The 19,908-nt window shown below is 70.0% G+C and carries 17 protein-coding genes; 7 read left to right on the top strand and 10 right to left on the bottom strand.

Going from position 1 to position 19,908, the window contains the following annotated elements; translation table 11 throughout:
- Position 1 precedes the first annotated feature (1 nt).
- The 3 genes from ABZS77_RS09465 to ABZS77_RS09455 form a co-directional block, all read right to left on the bottom strand.
- Positions 2 to 964, bottom strand: coding sequence for a sugar ABC transporter permease (locus tag ABZS77_RS09465; protein WP_354819844.1), 963 nt, complete (start codon positions 962 to 964; stop codon positions 2 to 4).
- 6 nt (positions 965 to 970) lie between these two features.
- Entirely contained in the window at positions 971 to 2,302 is a 1,332-nt protein-coding gene (locus ABZS77_RS09460; protein WP_354819841.1) for an ABC transporter substrate-binding protein, read from the bottom strand.
- A gap of 61 nt (positions 2,303 to 2,363) precedes the next feature.
- Complete coding sequence (locus ABZS77_RS09455) at positions 2,364 to 3,878, bottom strand: alpha-N-arabinofuranosidase (RefSeq protein ID WP_354819838.1); 1,515 nt, start codon at positions 3,876 to 3,878, stop codon at positions 2,364 to 2,366.
- Positions 3,879 to 4,024: 146 nt separating this feature from the next.
- Here ABZS77_RS09455 and ABZS77_RS09450 point away from each other — a divergent pair, with 146 nt between their 5' ends.
- Positions 4,025 to 5,032: a LacI family DNA-binding transcriptional regulator gene (locus tag ABZS77_RS09450; protein ID WP_354819835.1), complete on the top strand. Its 1,008-nt coding sequence runs from the start codon at positions 4,025 to 4,027 to the stop codon at positions 5,030 to 5,032.
- On the opposite strand, the gene ABZS77_RS09445 is transcribed toward ABZS77_RS09450, so the two are convergent.
- The 3 genes from ABZS77_RS09445 to ABZS77_RS09435 form a co-directional block, all read right to left on the bottom strand.
- The gene (locus ABZS77_RS09445; protein ID WP_354819832.1) at positions 5,029 to 5,754 is read right to left on the bottom strand and encodes a methyltransferase domain-containing protein; all 726 of its coding nucleotides are present in this window, start codon (positions 5,752 to 5,754) and stop codon (positions 5,029 to 5,031) included. The genes ABZS77_RS09450 and ABZS77_RS09445 overlap by 4 nt on opposite strands.
- Before the next feature lie 218 nt (positions 5,755 to 5,972).
- Entirely contained in the window at positions 5,973 to 6,281 is a 309-nt protein-coding gene (locus tag ABZS77_RS09440; RefSeq protein ID WP_354819830.1) for a hypothetical protein, read from the bottom strand.
- A gap of 38 nt (positions 6,282 to 6,319) precedes the next feature.
- The gene (locus tag ABZS77_RS09435) at positions 6,320 to 7,957 is read right to left on the bottom strand and encodes an ABC-F family ATP-binding cassette domain-containing protein (RefSeq protein ID WP_354819827.1); all 1,638 of its coding nucleotides are present in this window, start codon (positions 7,955 to 7,957) and stop codon (positions 6,320 to 6,322) included.
- Between the two features lie 62 nt (positions 7,958 to 8,019).
- On the opposite strand from ABZS77_RS09435, the gene ABZS77_RS09430 reads away from it, so the two are divergent.
- The 3 genes from ABZS77_RS09430 (at position 8,020) to ABZS77_RS09420 (ending at position 9,625) form a co-directional block, all read left to right on the top strand.
- The gene (locus tag ABZS77_RS09430; protein WP_354819824.1) at positions 8,020 to 8,790 is read left to right on the top strand and encodes an ROK family protein; all 771 of its coding nucleotides are present in this window, start codon (positions 8,020 to 8,022) and stop codon (positions 8,788 to 8,790) included.
- A gap of 89 nt (positions 8,791 to 8,879) precedes the next feature.
- Complete coding sequence (locus tag ABZS77_RS09425) at positions 8,880 to 9,248, top strand: tetratricopeptide repeat protein (protein WP_139587882.1); 369 nt, start codon at positions 8,880 to 8,882, stop codon at positions 9,246 to 9,248.
- 122 nt (positions 9,249 to 9,370) lie between these two features.
- Positions 9,371 to 9,625, top strand: coding sequence for a Smr/MutS family protein (locus tag ABZS77_RS09420; RefSeq protein ID WP_088987488.1), 255 nt, complete (start codon positions 9,371 to 9,373; stop codon positions 9,623 to 9,625).
- A 353-nt stretch (positions 9,626 to 9,978) separates the two neighbouring features.
- Here the strand turns inward: ABZS77_RS09420 and ABZS77_RS09415 are convergent, their stop codons facing one another.
- Both ABZS77_RS09415 and ABZS77_RS09410 read right to left on the bottom strand, forming a co-directional pair.
- Positions 9,979 to 11,424, bottom strand: a complete 1,446-nt coding sequence (locus ABZS77_RS09415) for a hypothetical protein (protein ID WP_354819821.1) — start codon at positions 11,422 to 11,424, stop codon at positions 9,979 to 9,981.
- Positions 11,425 to 12,722: 1,298 nt separating this feature from the next.
- Positions 12,723 to 13,892 carry a helix-turn-helix domain-containing protein gene (locus tag ABZS77_RS09410; protein ID WP_354819818.1) on the bottom strand — a complete coding sequence of 390 codons (1,170 nt, stop codon included), beginning with the start codon at positions 13,890 to 13,892 and terminating at the stop codon, positions 12,723 to 12,725.
- A 437-nt stretch (positions 13,893 to 14,329) separates the two neighbouring features.
- Between ABZS77_RS09410 and ABZS77_RS09405 the strand changes: the two genes are divergently transcribed.
- The gene (locus ABZS77_RS09405; protein WP_354819815.1) at positions 14,330 to 14,470 is read left to right on the top strand and encodes a hypothetical protein; all 141 of its coding nucleotides are present in this window, start codon (positions 14,330 to 14,332) and stop codon (positions 14,468 to 14,470) included.
- A gap of 195 nt (positions 14,471 to 14,665) precedes the next feature.
- On the opposite strand, the gene ABZS77_RS09400 is transcribed toward ABZS77_RS09405, so the two are convergent.
- Positions 14,666 to 15,025 (bottom strand): hypothetical protein, encoded by a 360-nt coding sequence (locus ABZS77_RS09400; protein WP_354819812.1) that lies wholly within the window; start codon positions 15,023 to 15,025, stop codon positions 14,666 to 14,668.
- Positions 15,026 to 15,200: 175 nt separating this feature from the next.
- Between ABZS77_RS09400 and ABZS77_RS09395 the strand changes: the two genes are divergently transcribed.
- A complete protein-coding gene (locus ABZS77_RS09395; RefSeq protein WP_354820464.1) occupies positions 15,201 to 16,220 on the top strand; it encodes a hypothetical protein in 1,020 nt (339 codons plus the stop codon).
- 41 nt (positions 16,221 to 16,261) lie between these two features.
- Positions 16,262 to 17,203, top strand: a complete 942-nt coding sequence (locus ABZS77_RS09390) for a threonine/serine dehydratase (RefSeq protein ID WP_354819809.1) — start codon at positions 16,262 to 16,264, stop codon at positions 17,201 to 17,203.
- A 45-nt stretch (positions 17,204 to 17,248) separates the two neighbouring features.
- Here the strand turns inward: ABZS77_RS09390 and ABZS77_RS09385 are convergent, their stop codons facing one another.
- Positions 17,249 to 19,663, bottom strand: a complete 2,415-nt coding sequence (locus ABZS77_RS09385) for a M28 family peptidase (RefSeq protein WP_354819806.1) — start codon at positions 19,661 to 19,663, stop codon at positions 17,249 to 17,251.
- Positions 19,664 to 19,908 lie beyond the last annotated feature (245 nt).

Raw genomic sequence — 19,908 nt, 5'->3', positions numbered from 1 at the left:
CTCAGTCTTCCCGGTAGCGGAAGAGGCGGAAGTTGGCGATGCTCACGACCGCCAGGAGCAGGGCGAACACGATGCTCATCGCGGCGGCGCGACCCGCGTCGTTGTCCCGCAGACCCTCCTCGACGATGAACCACACCACCGTGCGGGTCTCCGTGCCGGGCGCACCCTGGGTGATCAGGAACGACTGGCCGAACATGTTCGCCGAGGCGAGCACGGTCGTGGTGATCACGAAGAGCAGGACCGGGCGCAGACCGGGCAGGGTGACGTTGCGGAACCGCTGCCACGCGCTGGCCCCGTCCATCCGGGCCGCCTCGTACAGCTCCGGGGAGATGTCCTGGAGGCCGGCCAGGTAGATCACCGCGTTGAACCCGGAGGTCCACCAGACGGTCACCCCGACCAGGGAGATCCACGCCCACGGCATGTTCGTCACCCACGGGGTGTCCGCCGGCAGCCCGACCACCCCGAGGAGCCGGTTGACCAGGCCCAGGTTGGCGTCGAGCAGGAACCGCCAGAGCAGGCCGATCACGGCCACACCCAGCACGTACGGCGCGAAGTAGATCGCCCGGAAGAACGTCCGCCCCGGGAACGAGCGGTTCAGCAGCAGCGCCAACCCCAGCGGTACGACCACCAGCAGCGGCACCGACAGCACCGTGAAGATCGCGGTGGCCCGTACGCTCCGCCACCAGTCGCCGTAGATGGCGGAGTCGCTGGAGAACAGCTCCTTGTAGTTGTCCAGCCCGACGAACGGCCGGTTGGGTAGCTGGAAGTCCCACTGGTGCACGCTCAGCCAGAGGCCGAGAACGATCGGCAGCAGCCCGAAGACCCCGAACAGGACCAGGTACGGGGCGAGGAACAGGTATGGCGTCGCCCGTCCGGTCCGGCCCGCCGAGGCCCGGCGGGCTGCGTTGGCCGCCGGGGGCGGCGCGTCAGCGCGCGCCGCCCCGACCTCGATCACGTCCGCCACGGGTTATCAGCTCCCGTACTTCTTGCGGTTGTCCTCGAGCTGCTTGTTGGCCTTGGCGACACCGTCGTCGAGGGCCTGCTTGGGCGACTTCTTGCCGAGCGCGGCCTCGTTGAACGAGTCGTAGAAGGTCGTGATGACCTCGCCCAGCCCGGGTGCCGCCGGCGGGAAGGCCGCGTACTCCAGCTCGGGGGCGAGCGACGAGATCTCCGGCAGCGCCTTGAACTCGGCGCCCTCGCGGACGTCCTTGCGGGCCGGGATCTGACCGCCCTTGGCCCAGTCCAGCGAGTGCTGGCTCAGCCAGTTGATGAAGACCTTCGCGCCGGAGACCTTGTTGGCGTTGTTGGCCCGCTGCTTCACGATCGTGAAGTTGTGCGAGTTGGCCCAGGCCGCCGGCTTGCTGCCGATCTGCGGCAGGGGAGCGACGCCCCACTGCACCTCGGGGCTCTTCTTCAGGTCGTTGATCTGCCAGATGCCGTTCCAGGTGAACGCGTTCTTGCCGCTCTTGAACGACAGGTAGTCGGCGTCCTGGCCGACGTTCGCCGGCGAGTGACCCTGCTTGATCATGTCGACCAGCCAGGTGCACGCCTCGACCGCCGGGTCGGAGTTGAACGTCGCCTTGGCCACCTCGGCGTCGAACAGGGTGCCACCCCACTGGTTGAGCAGGGAGTAGAAGGTCATGCCGCCGGTGAACTGGAACGGGCTGACCCAGAAGCCCTGCACGCCCGACTTCTTCAGCTCGACCAGGGCCGCCATGTAGTCGTCCCGGGTGGCCGGCGGCTTGTTCGGGTCGAGGCCGGCCTTCTGCATGACGGCCTTGTTGTAGTAGAAGCCGAGCGGGTGCATGTCCAGCGGGATGCCGTACCGCTTGTTGTTGTAGAGGCCGCCCTTCCACACGGTGGGGGCGAAGTCCGACTCGGAGAGCTCCAGGTTCTTGGCCACGTCGTCCAGCTCGGTGATCACGCCACGGGCGGCGAAGGTCGCGAGCTGGTCCATGTGCATGACCGCGATGTCCGGGCCGTTGCCGCTGGAGGCCGCGCCGGGGAGCTTGGCGTAGTAGTCCTCCCACTGGTACGTGGCCACCGACACGGCGATGTTCTGGTGTTCGGTGTTGAACTGGTTCACCAGCGTCTTGAAGATGTCGCCGTCGCCGCCGGTGAAGCCGTTCCACAGCTTCAGGTCGACCTTGGGACCGGTGTACTCCTTGCCACCGTTGCCGGCGGCCGGCCCGGAGGCGTCGTCGTCGCCTCCGCCGCAGCCGGCGAGGGTCAGGGTGGCCGCGGCACCAAGTCCGAGACCGAGGCCGAGCAGGCGCCGCCGGCTCATGTCGTTCTGGATCATGCTGGTATCTCTCCTTGGAGGGGGACGGAATGAATTGTGCCTGCTCAAGCCCGGTACGACCTCAGGCGCTGGTCGGGCCGAACCGCAGCACGCTCCAGGACACGGCGGGCAGGCGCACGGTGCACCGGCCGCCGTCGGGGGTGGGGGTGGGCAGTTCCCGGGGCGTCACCCGGTCGGGCTCGGCCTCGGTGTTGGTCGCCGCCGGGTCGGACCCGGCGGCGATGCTCTGGAAGGAGTAACCGGATAGTCCTGGCAGGCCGCGCAGGTCGATGTCCAATGCGAGGTCCGTCTGGTCCCGGTTGACCGCGAAGACCGTCAGCTCGCCGGTCTCCTCGTCGTGCACGGCTACGGTGTCGAGCACCGGCACGTCCCCGTACTTCTTCGTCTCGTAGCGCGGCGACACCGGCTCGGTGCGCAGCACGGTGCCGCGGGCGTACCTGGCGGTCAGCGCGAACGGGTGGAAGATGCTCTGCCGCCAGGCCGGGCCGCCGTTGCGGGTGCGGATCGGCGCGATCACGTTGGCCAGCTGGGCCTGGGCGGCGACCCCGACCCGGTCGGCGTGCCGCAGCAGGGTGATCAGCAGGTCGCCGACGACCACCGCGTCGACAGCCGTGAAGTCGTCCTCGATGAGGGCCGGTGCCTCGACCCAGCCGCGCCGGTCCAGGTCGGCCTGGAGGCGGGACTCGTACCAGACGTTCCACTCGTCGAAGGAGATCTTCAGCTTGCGCTTCTGCCGCTGCCGGGCGGCCACGTGGTCGGCTGTCGCGACGACCTCGGTGATGAAGTTGTCCATGTCGACGGCGGAGGCCAGGATGCTTGCCTGGTCACCGTCGGACGGGTCGTAGTAGGTGTGCGCCGAGATGTAGTCGACGTGCTCGTAGGTGTGCTCCAGCACGGTCGCCTCCCATGCGGCGAACGTGGGCATCCGTCGGTTGGAGCTGCCGCAGGCGACCAGGCTGATCGACGGGTCGATCATCTTCATCGCGCGGGCGGCCTCGGCGGCGAGCCGGCCGTACTCGTCGGCGGTCTTGTGGCCGACCTGCCACGGCCCGTCCATCTCGTTGCCCAGGCACCACAGCCGCACCCCGTACGGGTCCTCGGCGCCGTGCTTGCGCCGGAGGTCGGACAGCTCGCTGCCGCCCGGGTGGTTGGCGTACTCCAGCAGGTCCAGGGCCTCCTGCACGCCGCGGGTGCCGAGGTTGACCGCCATCATGGGTTCCACGCCGGCCGCGGCGGCCCAGGTCATGAACTCGTCCAGCCCGAACGCGTTCGTCTCGATCGTCTTCCAGGCCAGGTCGAGTCGGCGCGGCCGGTCGCCGACCGGGCCGACCCCGTCCTCCCAGCGGTAGCCGGAGACGAAGTTGCCGCCCGGGTAGCGGACCACTGAGACGCCCAGCTCGCGGGTCAGCTCCAGCACGTCGCGGCGCAGGCCGCGGGAGTCGGCGTCGGGGTGGCCGGGCTCGTAGATGCCGCCGTAGACGCATCGACCCATGTGCTCGACGAAGGAGCCGAAGAGGCGTCGGTCGGCCGGCCCGATCGAGAAGGCCGGGTCGATCGTCAGTTGCGCGGTCCGCAAGGGGTGCCACCTTTCCTCAGTGCCGGTGCCTGGTGACCGCAGTCACCGCCCACCTGGTGTCCACCGTTTGTACAACGTTGTAGGCAACGTTGTAAAGAGCTGTTCACGAGGTATGGTGCGCTGGGTTACATCGGGGAGGGTGCGACGTGCGGCACAGGCTCAAGGACGTGGCCGAACGGGCCGGCGTGTCGGTCAAGACCGTTTCGAACGTGGTGAACGGCTATGTCCACGTCCGGCCGGACACCCGCGCCCGGGTCGAGGAGGCCATCGCCGAACTCAACTACCGGCCCAACCTCTCCGCCCGGCACCTGCGCAAGGGGCGCACCGGCGTGATCGCCCTGGCCGTACCGGAACTGGACATCCCGTACTTCGCCGAACTCGCCCGCCACGTGGTGACCGCCGCCGCCGACTACGGCTGGACCGTGCTGATCGACCAGACCGGCGGCGGGCGGGAGCAGGAACGGGTGGTCGCCTCCGGCATCACCGACCACCTGATCGACGGGCTGATCTTCAGCCCGCTCGCCCTCACCGCGGAGGACCTGGCCAGCCTGGACGGCACACCCATGGTGCTGCTCGGCGAGCGGGTCGACCACGGCCCCGCCGACCGCGTGGTGATCGACAACGTCGGCGCGGCCCGGGAGATCACCAGCCACCTCGTCAGCCTCGGTCGCCGTCGGATCGCGGCCGTCGGCTCCCAGCGCACCGACGAGGGCGCCAGCGCCCGACTGCGGCTGGCCGGCTACGCAGACGCGCTGCGCGCCGCCGGGCTGGATTACGACGAAACCCTCGTGGCGCCCGCGCCGGCCTGGCACCGCGCCGACGGCGCGGCCGCGATGCGCGGCCTGCTCGCCTCCGGGGTACGCCCCGACGCCGTCTTCTGCTTCAACGACACCCTCGCCCTCGGTGCCCTGCGGGCGCTGCACGAAGCCGGCCTGCGGGTGCCCGAGGACGTGGCGGTGGTCGGCTTCGACGACATCGAGGACGGCCGCTTCTCGATCCCGACCCTGAGCACCGTCGCCCCGGACAAGGCGCAGATCGCCCGGTTGGCAGTCGAGCTGCTGGCCAACCGCCTGGACGGCGACCGCACCGCCCCGGCGAGAGAACTCTCCGCCCCCTACCGCCTGGAGTTCCGGGAATCCACCCGGACCCCCTAGTCGAAGAAGCGGGCCAGGTGGGAGTTCGGAGCCGGGTCGGCGTCGGCGGGCAGCGGAGTCAGGTCCGCGAAGATCGAGGCGCCGTCGCAGCCGGCGTGCAGCGGATACCAGCGCGGGGTGCCCGGCGGCCGGAGCTGACAGATCCCCTTGAACGTCTGCACGTCCATCAGCCGGACGTGGGTCGGGTCCGCGACCGCGTTCACGTGCCCCCACCACGGGCTCATCACGTGCAGCACGCCACCCGGGCGCAGCACCCGGTGGCACTCGTCGACCAGCGGCAGGAAGTCGATCAGGTGCTCCAGGATGTGCACCGCGAACAGGACGTCCACCGAGTTGTCGGCAAGCGGCAGTGAGCCGGACAGGTCCGCCACCGCGTTCACCCCCGGCGCCGGGTAGATGTCCAGCCCCAGGTTGCTCGACCACTGCTTGGTCGGCCCGCAACCCAGGTCCACCACCACCGGCTCCCGGCCGCCGACGCCGACCCGGCACCAGACGCCGTAGACCCCGGCCAGCCGCCCCACCAGGTCGCGGACCAGCCGCAGGTCGGCCGGCTCGGCCACCTCGCCGCTGAGATGGGCGACGCCCCGGTCGAACCGTACGTCCACGGTCAGATCGCGCAGCCTGTCGTCGTGCCGGACCTGGTCCGCCCACGCCTGCGCGAGGAACTCGTCGATCGCCCGCAGCCGGTCGGCCGAGGGCGGAGTCTGTGCCAAAGCGACCATTCGGGCCACCTCCCGCCGCGCGTTACCCGCATTCGCGCCCGGTATGCCCAGCTCGTCCACCCGGCGGGGTCGGCGCGTCGCCGGCTGACGCACCCGAACCCCGCGCGGGGCGGTTTCCTCGACGAGCCGTATACCTGTGCGTCATAGATATGACTCCCAGGTATACGCACCTACGGCACCACTGGCCCCGCGGACGGCCCTGTCGGCCCCGCGCCGGCTCAGCCGGACAGGGTGCGACGGCTGCCGCGCATCCGCTGGCGCGGTTGCGGGGCTGCGGACTTCGGCCGCTTCAGGTGGTAGCGGTGCAACTCGTTGTTGCCGGGCAGGGACGGGTCCTCGCTCATCGCGACCAACTCCCAGCCCTGGTCACCGGCCCGGTTCAGGTGGGCCAGTGAGGTGTCGCCGTACGGCGTCACGTCGACCATCGAGCCGTCCGGGCCGTACCAGACGAAGACGACCTCCCAGCCGAGGTCGTTGGTCGCGGCCTGGCGCCGGCGGACCAGCAGGGCGTACTCCCACTTGAGCATGGCGTCATTCTCACCCCGCGCCGGCCCGCCGGCACGGATCAATCCTCGGCGATCCGCCCGCCGTCGACCCGCAGCCGCCGGTTCGTCTCGATGGCGGCCAGCATCCGCCGGTCGTGCGTGACCAGCAGCAGCGTGCCGGGGTAGCTGGCCAGCGCCGACTCGAGCTGCTCGATGGCCGGCAGGTCCAGGTGGTTGGTGGGCTCGTCGAGCACCAGCAGGTTGACGCCGCGCCCCTGGAGCAGGGCCAACGCCGCCCGGGTCCGCTCACCGGGGGAGAGGGTCGCCGCAGGTCGGGGCACGTGCGCCGCCCGCAGCCCGAACTTGGCCAGCAGGGTCCGCGCGTCCGCCGGCGACAGGTGGGGTACGGCCGCCTGGAACGCGTCGATCAGCGGGGCGTCGCCGAGGAACAACCCCCGGGCCTGGTCCACCTCGCCCACCACCACGCCCGGCCCGAGCGAGGCGGTGCCCTCGTCCAACGGCAGCCGTCCCAGCAGCGCGGCCAGCAGCGTGGACTTGCCCGAGCCGTTCGCCCCGGTCACCGCCACCCGGTCCGCCCAGTCGATCTGGAGGTCCACCGGGCCGAGAGTGAACCCGCCACGGCGTACCACCGCACCTCGAAGCGTGGCCACGACGGCGCCGGCGCGGGGTGCGGCGGCGATCTCCATCCGCAGCTCCCACTCCTTGCGGGGCTCCTCGACCGTGTCCAGCCGTTCGATCAGCCGTTCGGTCTGCTTGGCCTTGGCGGCCTGCTTCTCGCTCGCCTCGCTCCGGAACTTGCGGCCGATCTTGTCGTTGTCGGTGGCCTTGCGGCGGGCGTTCCTCACGCCCTTCTCCATCCAGCCCCGCTGGGTGCGCGCCCGCGCCTCCAGGCCGGCCTTCGTGTCGGCGTACTCCTCGAAGTCCGCGCGGGCGTGCCGCCGCGCCACCTCGCGCTCCTCCAGGTACGCCGCGTAGCCGCCGCCGTAGTGGTTGACCTGCTGCTGCGGCAGGTCCAGCTCCACCACCCGGGTCACCGTGCGGGTCAGGAACTCCCGGTCGTGACTGACCAGCACCGTGCCGGCCCGCAGCCCCGTCACGAACTCCTCCAGGCGCTCCAACCCGGCCAGGTCCAGGTCGTTCGTCGGCTCGTCGAGCAGGAACACGTCGTACCGGCTGAGCAGCAACGACGCCAACCCCGCCCGCGCCGCCTGACCACCGGAGAGCCCGGTCGTCGGGTGGTCCAGGTCCACCGCGAGCCCCAGGTCGGCGCTCACCTGCTCGGCGCGTTCGTCCAGGTCCGCCCCGCCGAGGGCCAGCCAGCGCTCGAGCGCGTCCGCGTACGCGTCGTCCGCGCCCGCCGCCCCGGCGGTCAGCGCCTCGGTCGCCGCGTCCAGGGCCGCCTGCGCGGCGCTCACCCCGGTCCGGCGGGCCAGGAAGTCGCGTACCGTCTCGCCCGGCCGCCGCTCCGGCTCCTGCGGCAGGTGCCCCACGGTCGCCGTGGGCGGGCTGAGTCGCACGGTGCCGGCCTCGACCGGCAGCAGACCGGCGAGAGTACGCAGCAGCGTCGACTTGCCGGCCCCGTTCGGCCCGACCAGGCCGACCACGTCGCCGGGGGCGACCACCAGGTCCAGCCCGGCGAAGAGTGAACGGTCGCCGTGCCCGGCGGCCAGGTCCTTGACGATCATCGTGGCGCTCATCAGGACGGCAGCCTATCCGGCTGCCCGCATACGAACCGACGGCAGCGGGCAGACTCAACGACGTGGTGACCACACTGGCGATCGACTGCGGTGGCGGGGGCATCAAGGCGTCCGTGCTCGACGAGGCCGGCACGATGCGCGCCCGCCCGCTGCGGGTGCCGACGCCGTACCCGCTGCCGCCTGAGCTCTTCGTCCGGACCCTGCTCGATCTGGGCGGACGCCTGCCAACGGCGGACCGGCTGACCGTCGGCGTACCCGGGATGATCCGACACGGCGTGGTGGTCGCCACCCCGCACTACGTGACCCGCAGCGGCCCCCGCAGCCGGGTCGACCCGGACCTGCTCGCCGAGTGGTCCGGCTGGGACGCGCGCGGCGCCCTCGCCGACGCGTTCGGGGTGCCGGCGCTGGTGCTCAACGACGCCGAGGTGCACGGGGCGGGTGTGGTCGCCGGCACCGGCTGCGAGCTGGTGCTGACCCTGGGGACCGGGCTGGGCAGCGCCCTCTTCGACGGTGGGATCCTCGCGCCACACCTGGAGCTGTCGCACGCGCCGGTGCGCTGGGGCACCACCTACGACACGTACGTCGGGGAACCCGAGCGCCGCCGGCTCGGCGACGCATTCTGGTCACGCCGCATCCGGCAGGTGGTCGACGGGCTCCGCCCGGTGTTCCGCTGGGACCGGCTCTACCTGGGCGGGGGCAACTCGCGGCTGATCCGGCCCGAGCAACTCGCCCGGATGGGCGACGACGTGGTGGTGGTGCCCAACACGGCGGGGATCGTCGGTGGCGTCCGCGCCTGGGAGCTGGCCGCCGGCCGCCGGGAGGCCCGAACCTGACGCGATCTCGACCCCGGGAACAGTCGCCAAACGCCAGGTGTTGTGCCAGCGTCGGAACAGGTGACGGTACGACCCGAGGAGGTGGGCAGATGGATCTTCTGGCGGACTACCGGCGGGCGACCATGTTCTTCGAGACCGGTGACCCGAGCGGGGCGGCCCGCCTGCTGGAGCCGATCGTCGACGCCGAACCCGGCAACGCGGCGGTCCGGCAGCTGCTGGCCCGGGCGTACTTCCAGTCGGCCCAGCTCAACCGGGCCGAGGAGCACCTGCGGGAACTCGTCGACCGGGACCCGAGCGACCACTACGCGCACCACGTGCTCGGTCGGACGCTGGAGCGGCTGAACCGGCCCACCGACGCGCTGCGGCACCTGCGGATCGCCGCCGCCATGTACGCGGCGAACGACGACTACCGGGTGGCGCTGGAGCGGGTCGAGGCCCGCGTCGGCGGCACCCGCTGAACGCGAAACCGGTGACGGACGAGGGGCGGTCCTGCGGGGCCGCCCCTTCGTCGTCCGGCGGGCGACCCGACGGGGGTGCCTAGGATGGCGGGCATGGGACCTGACCGGCCGGGGGCTGCGGCATGAAGCTCAAGCTGGACCTGCACGACATCTTCAACAAGGGCCAGGACATCGACCGCGCGCTGCGCGGGATCATGGACGAGGCGGTGGCGAAGAAGGCCACCCTCGTGGAGATCATCCCCGGTAAGGGGTCGGGTCAGCTCAAGAAGCGGGTGCTGCGGTTCCTCGACCAGAAGGACGTCAAGCAGCTCTACCACCGGGTGGAGAAGGACTCGAAGAACTTCGGCCGCCTCTTCGTCCACTTCCGCTGGAAGTAGCGACGGCAGGGCATCTGACCTGCGCAGCAGACCCCTTCTAGGGCCGCTGATTCATGATCATGATGTGCCAGGCTGTCAAGGCGGCCCGCTTCGCAAGCCGCTCGCGCCGTCGAACCAGGGCCGGGCCGTTGGCCCGCCGCCGCGCCTCTGGCCTTCGGCCGCTAGCGCGCCGGTGTGAGCCCGCCGGCGGCGCGATATACGACAAAGCCCCGGGCCGTCGCTGATGGCAGCTTCGGGGCTGTTCGATGAATAGGCTGGTGATGGTCAGTACCGACGCGTCCGGCAGGGCCTTGGCCCCGTTTTCTGGAGGAGCTAGCCACCCATTGCCTGCCCTACAGGGGGACGTGCGGTGGCTAAATGTAGTAATTAAGGTCTCCGGTGTGGCGGACTAAACCACTCGGCAGGGAGCTGCTAGGCACCCACTCCGCAATTACGCCGTCGAGTGCGAATCCAACCATCATGCTCGGCATGACGAGCGCTTGCACAGCTCGCTGATATGAGGCTAGCTCCAAATGCTTCCGGATTTCTTTTTCGACGTTCTCCAAACCTTCGATCATTGTCGGCGGTTTCGTGCGCGTGCGGCCGGATGAGTCGCCTGCCAAATCACCGAACACTCGCTTTGCATCAGCTGACACCTTGTCAGTTGTGATGACGAATGCCTCATCGGCTCCGTACCTAACCCTTCGATAGTTGAAGGGGTGAGCGTCGCCTGGGCCGAACTCGCGATCCTTAAGCTCGAAAATCCACAGCTTGCTCATCAATTCAATGATGATGTCTACTTCTTCACTCGACTCCTCTAGGTTCCAAACAATGGAAGTGAGCGGTATGCCGAGGTTCACAAGACGCTTGGTCACCCAGACAGTCATCCAGTGGGATCCCTGCGCTAGCGAGCGCCCCAGCTTGGAGACGCTGTAGCCTTCGCTTAATAGCTCCTGAGAATAAGTTCGGGTACATTTGCCGCACCTTACAGCCGCGATCGGTCCGGTCTGGGTTTCTTCAGCTGTAGGGAAACGCGCCAAGGGCGCGGACGTAGCCCTGCACGCGAGCAGGAATTCGGCGTGGGTCAAGCCGGCAGCAGCAAGGTCGGCGAGAGCCGCCTGGACCTCTTCTCTCTTTTCACCTCGCCGAGACAGGATATCCGCCTCTCGGCCAAAACCGGCTTCGCTCAACTCCCTCAGCAACTCTCGGTTGGGTTGCACGCTGAGAACGTCCGCGCCTTCCACCGTCTCGTCGCTCAAGTCTGGATTGGAAAATCGGGTTGCGGCACCTTCCGGGGTCAACTTCTCGAGGAGCTTAACCAGCCGAGGCGACTCGAGCCCGATCGGCTCCCACTTGAGGGGAGTCTCGCTCTTGGTGTGCGTCGCTACCTGCTCTTCGAACGCCTCCAGGAAGTCATTCAGTATCTCTTCTGCATCTACGTCTTCTTTTGATACTATGCCAATCAAAATGCTCTGCCGAAGCGTTGCAAGCCGAGCCGCCGGCGAATACTCCATGATTTCGTAGCTGTAACGGTCTTCAGGGCGCTTTGGCTCACGAACGTTAGTTATCGAAACTATCACGCCGGATCGAAAGAATACATCACCGGCGCCTCTCGCCGGCATCCCAATCGTTCCGCGATAGCGTCTGGACGAAAATTGAAGAGGTTTCTCGCTTGGCAGTCCTGCCATTTGGGCAAAGGAGCGCTCTGCGGTAAGTGCGGCAGGCCGCCATTTGTCGTGTTCAAGCATCCCCTCTAAATACAGGCGGAACTTTTCCTGAGTGACGTCATGGTGCGCGTGCACATAACGTACGTTAAGCATTGGCCCTCCTGTGGTGCGGGACTCACCACTATAATTTGCGCTCGATCTGGCCGCAATGAGCGGACTGGGTCGACCTAGCCGACTTCCAGCTCTACTGCTGTTCGGGAGACTTTGTGGCAACGGTTTTGTCTGACACCCGACAGGTTGGCAGTCGGTCCTGGCGCGGCTGGTCATCCTTTGGTGGTCAGGTGGGCTCGCCGGTGTGCTGGTTGCCCTCCTGGCGGTCGCTCAGGCCGACGCGAAAAGGAAGCAGATCCGCTCCGAGAGAACGCGCCCCGGCGGGGCCTCGGGCACTCCGGATGGCTAGAGGGCATGGCCGAGGAGAGGCGAGCCCAAGATCATTGGGTGCAGATCCGGCACAAGTGCGACCGGCAAGCTGCGTCAAACGTCGGAAGGGCTTGGCGGCCGTCGCGCAGGTCGCGCCGCAGAAGTGCCTGCCTCGTGTTGATCTCTTCCTCCAGGCGGTGTAAGGGGGTCAGATCCCCGACAGGATCTCTTCCTTGGATCGTCATCCGCGCCGCCGCTAGCGTCGGCTCTGTGATGCGGGAGATCGAGCCGAAGGTGCAGCGCCTGCGGGACCAAGCGCTGACGAGCGTTGGTCGGTCCTCTGGTCGAACGCCAATCCGGTCCGCGCTCTACCACCTGACGCGAGGTCGGGTGGACAGGCGCCCGCGCTATACCCTCGGCCAGCTTCCGACACTGGGAACACCTTGGCAGGACACCGTCTCTGGTCGGTACTTTGGTTGGCGCTGTAGGGAGGCGAACTTGAACGGCCAGTTCGCCTTCGCGGTTGAGTACATCGTGTGCCAGTACTGCCGAGCGGCATGGGTTGACAAGCCGTATACCGCTGAGGAGTACCAGCGGCAGGGAATTGCCTCAGCCGCCTTGAGGGCTCTTCGGGAGGAGAACCCGGGGATGAGCTGGTTCACGGGTAGCGGACACATGAGAGACGCGCGCGCCTTTTGGATGGCTGTCGGCGCGGGTGTTCCTGGTGGATACAAGCAACGCGAGTTGTGCGAGCACATCGACAGGCACGGGGGATTAAAGCCGCGCTGGCTGCTCCGACGGCAGCGGCGACAACGCGCGTGATCGCCGGCCGCGTGACTGATCAGCCGAACCTCTGGGTGGTCTGGTAGCAGGGATTGCTGCACCAAGATCATGCCGTTACCAGGCCGTTGAAGGTGGACCAGTAGCGACAGAGGCTGACCAACGTTGACTGTCTTCGTCCCAGGTCGGGAGGCGTAAAGCCTGCTTTGATCGTCCCCGCCGACCATCGAGATCAATACCGCTGGAAGTAGCTACCGAACCGCGTTCAGCGCGTCGCGGAAGTCGGCGGTGGCTTGCTCGTGGGGGTAGCGACGGTGGAGTTCAACGTCCACCTCGCCGGCGACGAGCAGCAGCGAGGGCAGCGATCGGCGAGTTGCGGCGAAGGCTGCCACGCCCTGCTCCACGGCTCGGTCCAGTTCGCCAGCGCGCAGGGCTGTGGCGGCGAGAGTAAGTCTGGCTTCGGCCATCCGCATGGGTGACCGTTCGACGCCGTCCGCACCAGTGCCGAGACGTAGGACCTCGTTGGCGTAGTGCTCGGCGAGAGCGTCGTGTTCGGCGAGTCGGTAGGCGTCCATCGCGTAGAACAGCCATTTGCCAGGATCGACTTCGAAGTGATTATCGGGCCGTTCGGGTGCGCCCAGGTCCTCGAGGAGTCGCGCACCTCGGTCGAGCGCCGTCCGCGCATCCTGGAGGTCGCCGAGCCGTGCGAGTGCCTTGGCTTCCTGTGCGACCAGTTGCACGGCCACCCTCTGCCGCCCAGCGACCTCCTGCCCAGCGCGGGCCGCGGTCAGTGCCGCCTCGTGCCGGGACTGGGTGAGCGCGAACCAGGCAGTCATCTCCCATGCCCAGCCGGTGATGCCGGCATGGCCGGCTTCGTCGCCGAGTTGGCGGGCGGCAGTGCGGGTGGCCTCGGCGCTGGCGCGCATGCCGAGGTCGTATTCAATGCAACCGATCAGCAATGCCAGCCAGCCCGCGCACACCAGCAATTCGCGATGCTGTCGTAGGCCGGTCGGTCGCTGTAGTAGCCGGGCGACTTCAAGCAGCCAACCCTGGCCTTCGGCGCGGAGTTCCCGGGCGTTGCGCCAGCCGTATTGGCAGCACAACTCAGTCACTGTCGCCTGCAACGTCTCGATGGTGGCGGGGGCGGTGTCGCTGGCCTGCATGCGATGTAGCAACTCGACGGTCTCGGATGGCCTGGTGTCGGTAGCGGCGGCGACATCCAGGGCGGCGCAGGCGATCAACTCGCCGCGAGCGGCGAGGACGTCGTCGATCCGACGGGCCAGATCCTCGCCAGGTCGGCGACGGCCGTTCTCAAGCCGGGACAGGTATCCCTTGTCGGCGGGCAACAACTCGGCGAGAGCGGCCAGGCTGAGCCCGCGTGCTTCCCGCGCCGTCCGCATTCGAGCGCCGAATGTTGGCATGTCTCGCGCCTCCCGCCTGGGTTGCCGGGTTGCCGGTGCGGGTTGGCAACGCGCAACCCGTCGACCGCCGTGAGCGTACCGCCGCAGGGTGTACCGGACGAGCACGCGCTGTGATCAGTGGGAGGTGTGGTGGCATTTTGGGAGCGGTTCAGGCGCTGGTGGCGCGGGCGGAGCCCGATCCACTTGGACGAGACCGGAGCAGCTACCTGCTACCCACAGCGGTCCGGCGCGCATCGGATCGCGATGCGGGACAACCGCGACGGCGGGGAAGCGGCTCGGTGATGGCCGAAGTGCGGGAGACGGCACGAACTGGTCAGGCTGACCGGTCGTTGTCAGCGCTGGCCAGCAGGATGGACGGGGAACATCTGCCGCGCCGGCCGCAGTGGCACTGTCAGATGTGTGCGGCTGACACACCCTGGCCGTGCCATCCCGCGCGGGTGCGCCTGGCCGAGGCGTACGGGCGTGACCGCGTCGGCCTCTCCATGTATGTCAGCTCCCTGCTGTTCATCGCCGTCGCAGAGTTGTCCGACGTGGCACCGGCCGAGCTGTACGAGCGGTTCGTGGCATGGACGCGTTGATGGGCAGCATCCATCGGGGCGATGAGGGCATGCACTACTCCGACTGGTCGCACCGATGGTGCGGCGGGCCGATCGACGAGGCCGGGAGTAAGGCCTGGCAGGCAGCGTTACGGAAGCACTTGGAGGCGCATCGGCGAGGGGAGGACATGAGGCGCCGAGCACATCGCTCGCCGACCGGGGTTGAACCTCCAGGGGTCAGAGGCTCGCGGTGAGAAGGGCGCAGACGGCGAGCGGCACCACCGCGCACAGCGTCCCCACGAGCGCCGCCGAACGGATCCGGGTACGCGAGACGAGCGCCGCGAGTGTCGCCAGGCTAACCAGCAGCGCGAGGAACATCGCCGGCAGGGCCACGTAGAGCCCGAAGAGCAGCATCCGGGACCGTTCCGAGTCGCACCCCTCGTCGCAGCCCGCCGGGACCGACCCGGAGAGCGTGCCGAGAAACAGGCCGAACGCCACCATGACTGCCGCGTACCAGCCGATCAGCACCAGGAAGGAGACGCGGGGGTCGGCCCTGCTCGTCCCGACGAGGGCAGGGCGTGTCGCCGACAGCGTCATGGACGAAGTATCCGGCATCGGGCGAGCGGCGTCAGCCCGTGGCGTACCACTGGACGGGCTTGCGTCGCCGGGTCGACCGGACCACGTCCGCGCGGAGTGGGTGGCTACTAGGTTTCGGAACATGTCATCTGGACCTTCGCGCTACCGTCCCGGAATTGGTTGGCTGGTCCGCCGGCTGCCGACCCGGGCGGTCCAGGCGGCGTCCCACCTCCAGGCGTTCGTGCTCTCCGGCGTGGTCACCGTGCTGGCCCTGCGGGCGTACCTGGAGGCCACCGACTATCCGCAGATCGGCGGCGGCGGGCTGCACATCGCGCATGTGCTCTGGGGCGGCCTGCTGCTCGCGGTCGGCCTGGGGATCCCGCTGATCTTCCTGGGCGAGGGGGCACGCACCGCCGGGGCGATCGTCGGCGGCGTCGGCTTCGGCCTGTTCATCGACGAGGTGGGCAAGTTCGTCACCACCGGCACCGACTACTTCTACGCCCCGGCCGCCGCCATCATCTACGTCGCGTTCGCCCTGCTCGTCCTGCTCACCCAGGCGGTACGTGGGCGTACCGGTCGATCACAGTTGACAGCGGCCGAGCGTACGGCCAACGCGCTGGACGTGGTGCTCAGCGCTCAGCCCGCCGGGCTGACGGACCGGCGCCGGGCGGACGTTCGGCGTCTCGTACGGGGTGCCGGGCCTGCCACCGCGGCTGCCATGGAGCAGTTGCTGGACACGTTGCCCCGACGTGAGCCGCCGCCGGTCCGGTTCTGGCAGCGGGCGGCCGACCGGGCCCGGCGTCTCGCCACCTGGGCGACCCGGCAGCGCTGGCTGGTCTGGCTGGTGGTGGTCTACCTGGTGGTGGAGCCGGTGCTGGTCGTGGTGGCGGTGCTGCTGGACGGTGTGACCGGAGAACTGGACCAGGAGCGCGAGTGGGGCGCGGTGGTCGGTGTCACCGCCACCGCGCTGGTCACGGCGGTGCTCAGTCTGCGGGCGGCGTGGCTGCTGCGCTCGAACCGGCTCGAGGCGTTCCGGTTCTTCAAGCTCGCGCTGCTGGTGAACCTGCTGTTCGGGCAGATCTTCAACTTCACGGTCAACCAGTTCAACGCGGTAGCCGTGGTCGCGATCGACCTGGCCCTGCTGGGGGTGGTGACCGCCGAGCACCGCCGGTTGCGGCGCGCAGCCGACAGGGGTGACCCCGTCGACGCTCCATAGGATGGCTCACCGACCACGGTCCCAGTGAGAGGGCGTTTCCCATGGTGAACAGAAGCGACGTCGAGGCCGCTGCCGCGCTGGTCTCCGGGCGGGTCCGGGAAACTCCGGTCATCGCTGTCGACGGCGCTGACCTGGGCGTGCCCGGCCAGCTCAGTCTCAAGCTGGAGCTGCACCAGCACACCGGCTCGTTCAAGCCGCGCGGCGCGTTCAACCGGATGCTCCAGGGGCCGCTGCCGCCGGCGGGAGTTATCGCCGCCTCCGGTGGCAACCACGGTCTGGCGGTGGCGTACGCGGCCCGGTCGCTGGGAGTGACTGCGGAGGTGTTCGTGCCGGTGACCTCCTCACCGGTGAAGGTGCAGCGGCTGGCCGGGCTGGGTGCCCAGGTGCGGCAGGTGGGTCAGCACTACGCCGAGGCCCTGGCGGCGAGCACCGAGCGGGCGCGGGAGACCGGCGCCCTTGTCGTGCACGCGTACGACCAGCCGGAGGTGGTGGCCGGTCAGGGCACCGTGGGCCGGGAGTTGGAGGCGCAGCTCGACGGGATCGACACGGTGCTGGTGGCGGTCGGCGGTGGTGGGCTGGTGTCCGGCGTCGCGAGTTGGTTCGACGGGTCGGTACGGGTCGTGGCAGTCGAGCCCGAGCAGATCCCCACCCTGCACTCCGCGCTCAAGGCGGGCGGGCCTGTCGACATCGAGGTGGGCGGCATCGCCACGGACTCGCTGGGCGCCCGCCGGATCGGCGAGATCGCGTACGACACCGCCCGCCGGACGGGTGTGGTCTCCGTGCTGGTCAGCGACGACGATCTGGTGCGGGCGCGCCGGCTGCTCTGGTCGGAGCTGCGGGTGGCCGCCGAGTTCGGCGGTGCCACCGCGCTTGCCGCTCTGGTCGGCGGGGCGTACGTGCCGCAGGCGGGGGAGCGGGTGGCGGTGATCGTCTGCGGCGGCAACACCGACCCGAGCGACCTGGGCCCGGCCGCGCCGCACTGACCCGGCCCGGCGGGGGCGAACCCCCGCCGGACCATGACCCGTCCGTCAGAGGGGATAGGTGCGCGCGACCGCCAGCATCTCGGAGCTGTGCGACCCGACGACTCCGACGTCCGGCGGCCGGGGGCGGAAACCGGGCAGCGCGTCGAGGCCGTCACTGGCGTCCATCGCCCGCAGCGACACCTGCGCGGCGGTGGGCCGCAGCGTCAACGTCACGTCGATCCCCTCGGCCGGAGGGGCGTGGAAGACCAGCCCGAATCCCCACTTCCCCTCGCGGGCCTCCACCGGCACCGGCCGGCCGGCGACCTCGGCGCGCAGCACCGTGGCCGTCGACGCGTCGACGTGCAGCGTGGCGAGCCGTACCGTCCGCTGCGGGGTGAGCCGCAGCCGCAGCGTGCGTTCGTCGCCGGAGGTGCTGTCGGCCACCACGTCGACCTTCGGCGCCGGCAGGTTCGCCGCCTGCGCCGGGCCGGCGCGCAGCTCAGCGTCGCCGAGCCCGGGGAAGTCGTCGCCGACATCGGTCACCCCGTCCACGTAGCCGTCCGTCCACGGCTGCGGGTCGGTTTCGCGGCTCAGCCAGCGGGCCTGGCCGGTGCCGGCGTCCAGGGCGTACATCAGGTGGGTGGGCGCGGGATGGTCGGCGTCGAAGCGGTCGACGGCCAGCCCGACCCCGGCGAGCACCACCGCCGCGACGGCGGCGGCACCGGCCGGCAGCACCGCGAGCCGCCGGGCCCGCAGCGCGACCAGCCCGCGCTGCCCGCCGGCCTGCGGGTGCAGCAGGTCGACCACCGGCAGGGCGGTCAGGCCGAGCAGCACCGCGACCAGCGCGGCCACCCCACCCATTCCCATCCCCAGCGCGGGGAAGAGCAGCACCACCGTGGGCAGCAGGATGGCCACCCCGACCGCGGCGGCGGCGGTCACCGCCACCACCGGCCACGGCCCGGTCTGCCGGGTCCGCAGCGCGACGAGCCCACCAAGAGCACCGGCCAGGGCCGGCAGGGTCGTGAGGTACGCCCCGCCGGGCACCGCCACGGCGAGCAGCACACCGAGCAGCGCCAGCCAGGCCAGCCCGCCCACGGCCAGCGCGGCCGGGCCGATCCGGCGGCGCAGCAGCGCGTACCAGGTGAACACGATCGCGGCGGCGAGCGCCAGCACGGCCAGCCGGTACCAGATCGGGCGGTACGGGTCGAGGAGCTCCACGTACCCCGGGCGGATCGCGGTGATCGCCAGCCAGAGCAGTTGGGCGGCGACCGGCGCGACCACGATCGGCACCAGGGCCAGCCCGAAGCCGGCGGCCAACCGGCCGGCGCCGGCGCGTCCGCTGCGCAGGGTCAGCCAGGCCAACGCGGCCACGGCGGCCACGGCGAGCAGGGCGAGCGGCAGGATGAGCCAGCCGGGGTAGCGGACCAGCCCGCCGGGGACGGGGAAGTAGGTGGCGTCGTGCCCGGACCGCAGGTCGGTCAGGTCGGTGCGACCGAACTCCCGGGCCAGGCCCAGCGCGTTGTCCCCATGCTGCTGGAGGCTGCCCCGGTCCATCGCCGCAGGGGTGTCCAGCGGTGTGTGGTAGATGGCGCCGCCGTCGATGTACGCCGAGTTCAGCCCGACGAACTTCTGGTCCAGGAACGCGGTGAAGTCGGTGTCGTTGGGCAGCGCCCGGTAGATCTCCACCGCGAACGAGGTGCCGACCGGATGCGGGGCGGCCCGGCCGAAGACGTCCACCAGCCGGGAGTTGTTCTTCGACGTCTCGAACATGATCACCGGCCCGGTGGAGCCACGCGCCTCCAGGTTGAGCACCACCCCGCCGTCGGCGGCCAACGGGTGGCTGGCCGCGAACGCGGACGCGCCGCACAGGCACGCCTCCTCCGCGTCGGTCAGCACGAAGACGATGTCGTTGCGGGGCTTCGGGCCGACCGTCAGCGCCCGCGCCACCTCCAGGATCGCCGAGGTACCCGCCGCGTCGTCGTTGCCGCCCGGCCCGGTCTGCACCGAGTCGTAGTGGGCGACCAGGAACACCCGGCCGGTCGGATCGGTGCCGGGAAGCCGGGCCACCACGTTGCGGACCCGGGCCAGGGTCGACCCGCCCGCCGCCCCGCTGAGCTGACCGGCCTCCGTGGCCACGGTGTCCTGCACCTCGGTCTCCAGGCCCAGCCCGCGCAGCCGCTGCTCGATGTGCGCGCGTACCTGGTCGTTGGCCGGGCTGCCGGCGACGTGCGGCCGGGCGGCGATGACCTTGACGTCCGCGTACGCCCGGCCGGCGCTGAACTCGTCGGCCGGCGCGCTCGCCGGCGTCGGCGTCGGCGTACGCAGATCGAGCAGGCTGGCGGTGCCCACGGCGGCCAGCGCCGCAAGGGCTGCCGCGGCGGCCAGGAGTCGCCGGCGCGGTCGGGCCAGCGCACGGTCGGCGGGGGGTACGCCGGGGCGGGCCGGACGGCCCGTCGCGGCCTGGGTGGGGGGTGCGCCCACGGGGACTCCTCGAAGGTGGTGGGGCCTGGGGTGGCACTATCCTGCCGTCCAGCGGCTGCGAGCGGGACGGCCGGTCGGCCACCGATCCGCCCGGACGGCCATCGGGGGCAGTGACGCGGCCCATCCCCGCCCGCGCCGCGGCCGCCGTGTTGTGTGCGACCGTTGTCTAATACAGGATCAGCAGGGCACTCGGAAGGAGCCCGACATCACCAGCGAACTCCCGCGTCTCGCGGCGGTGACCCGGC

The organism is Micromonospora sp. NPDC005298 (assembly GCF_040607375.1).
In the GTDB taxonomy this organism is placed as follows: Bacteria; Actinomycetota; Actinomycetes; order Mycobacteriales; family Micromonosporaceae; genus Micromonospora.
This window is presented reverse-complemented; position numbering and strand designations above follow the sequence as displayed.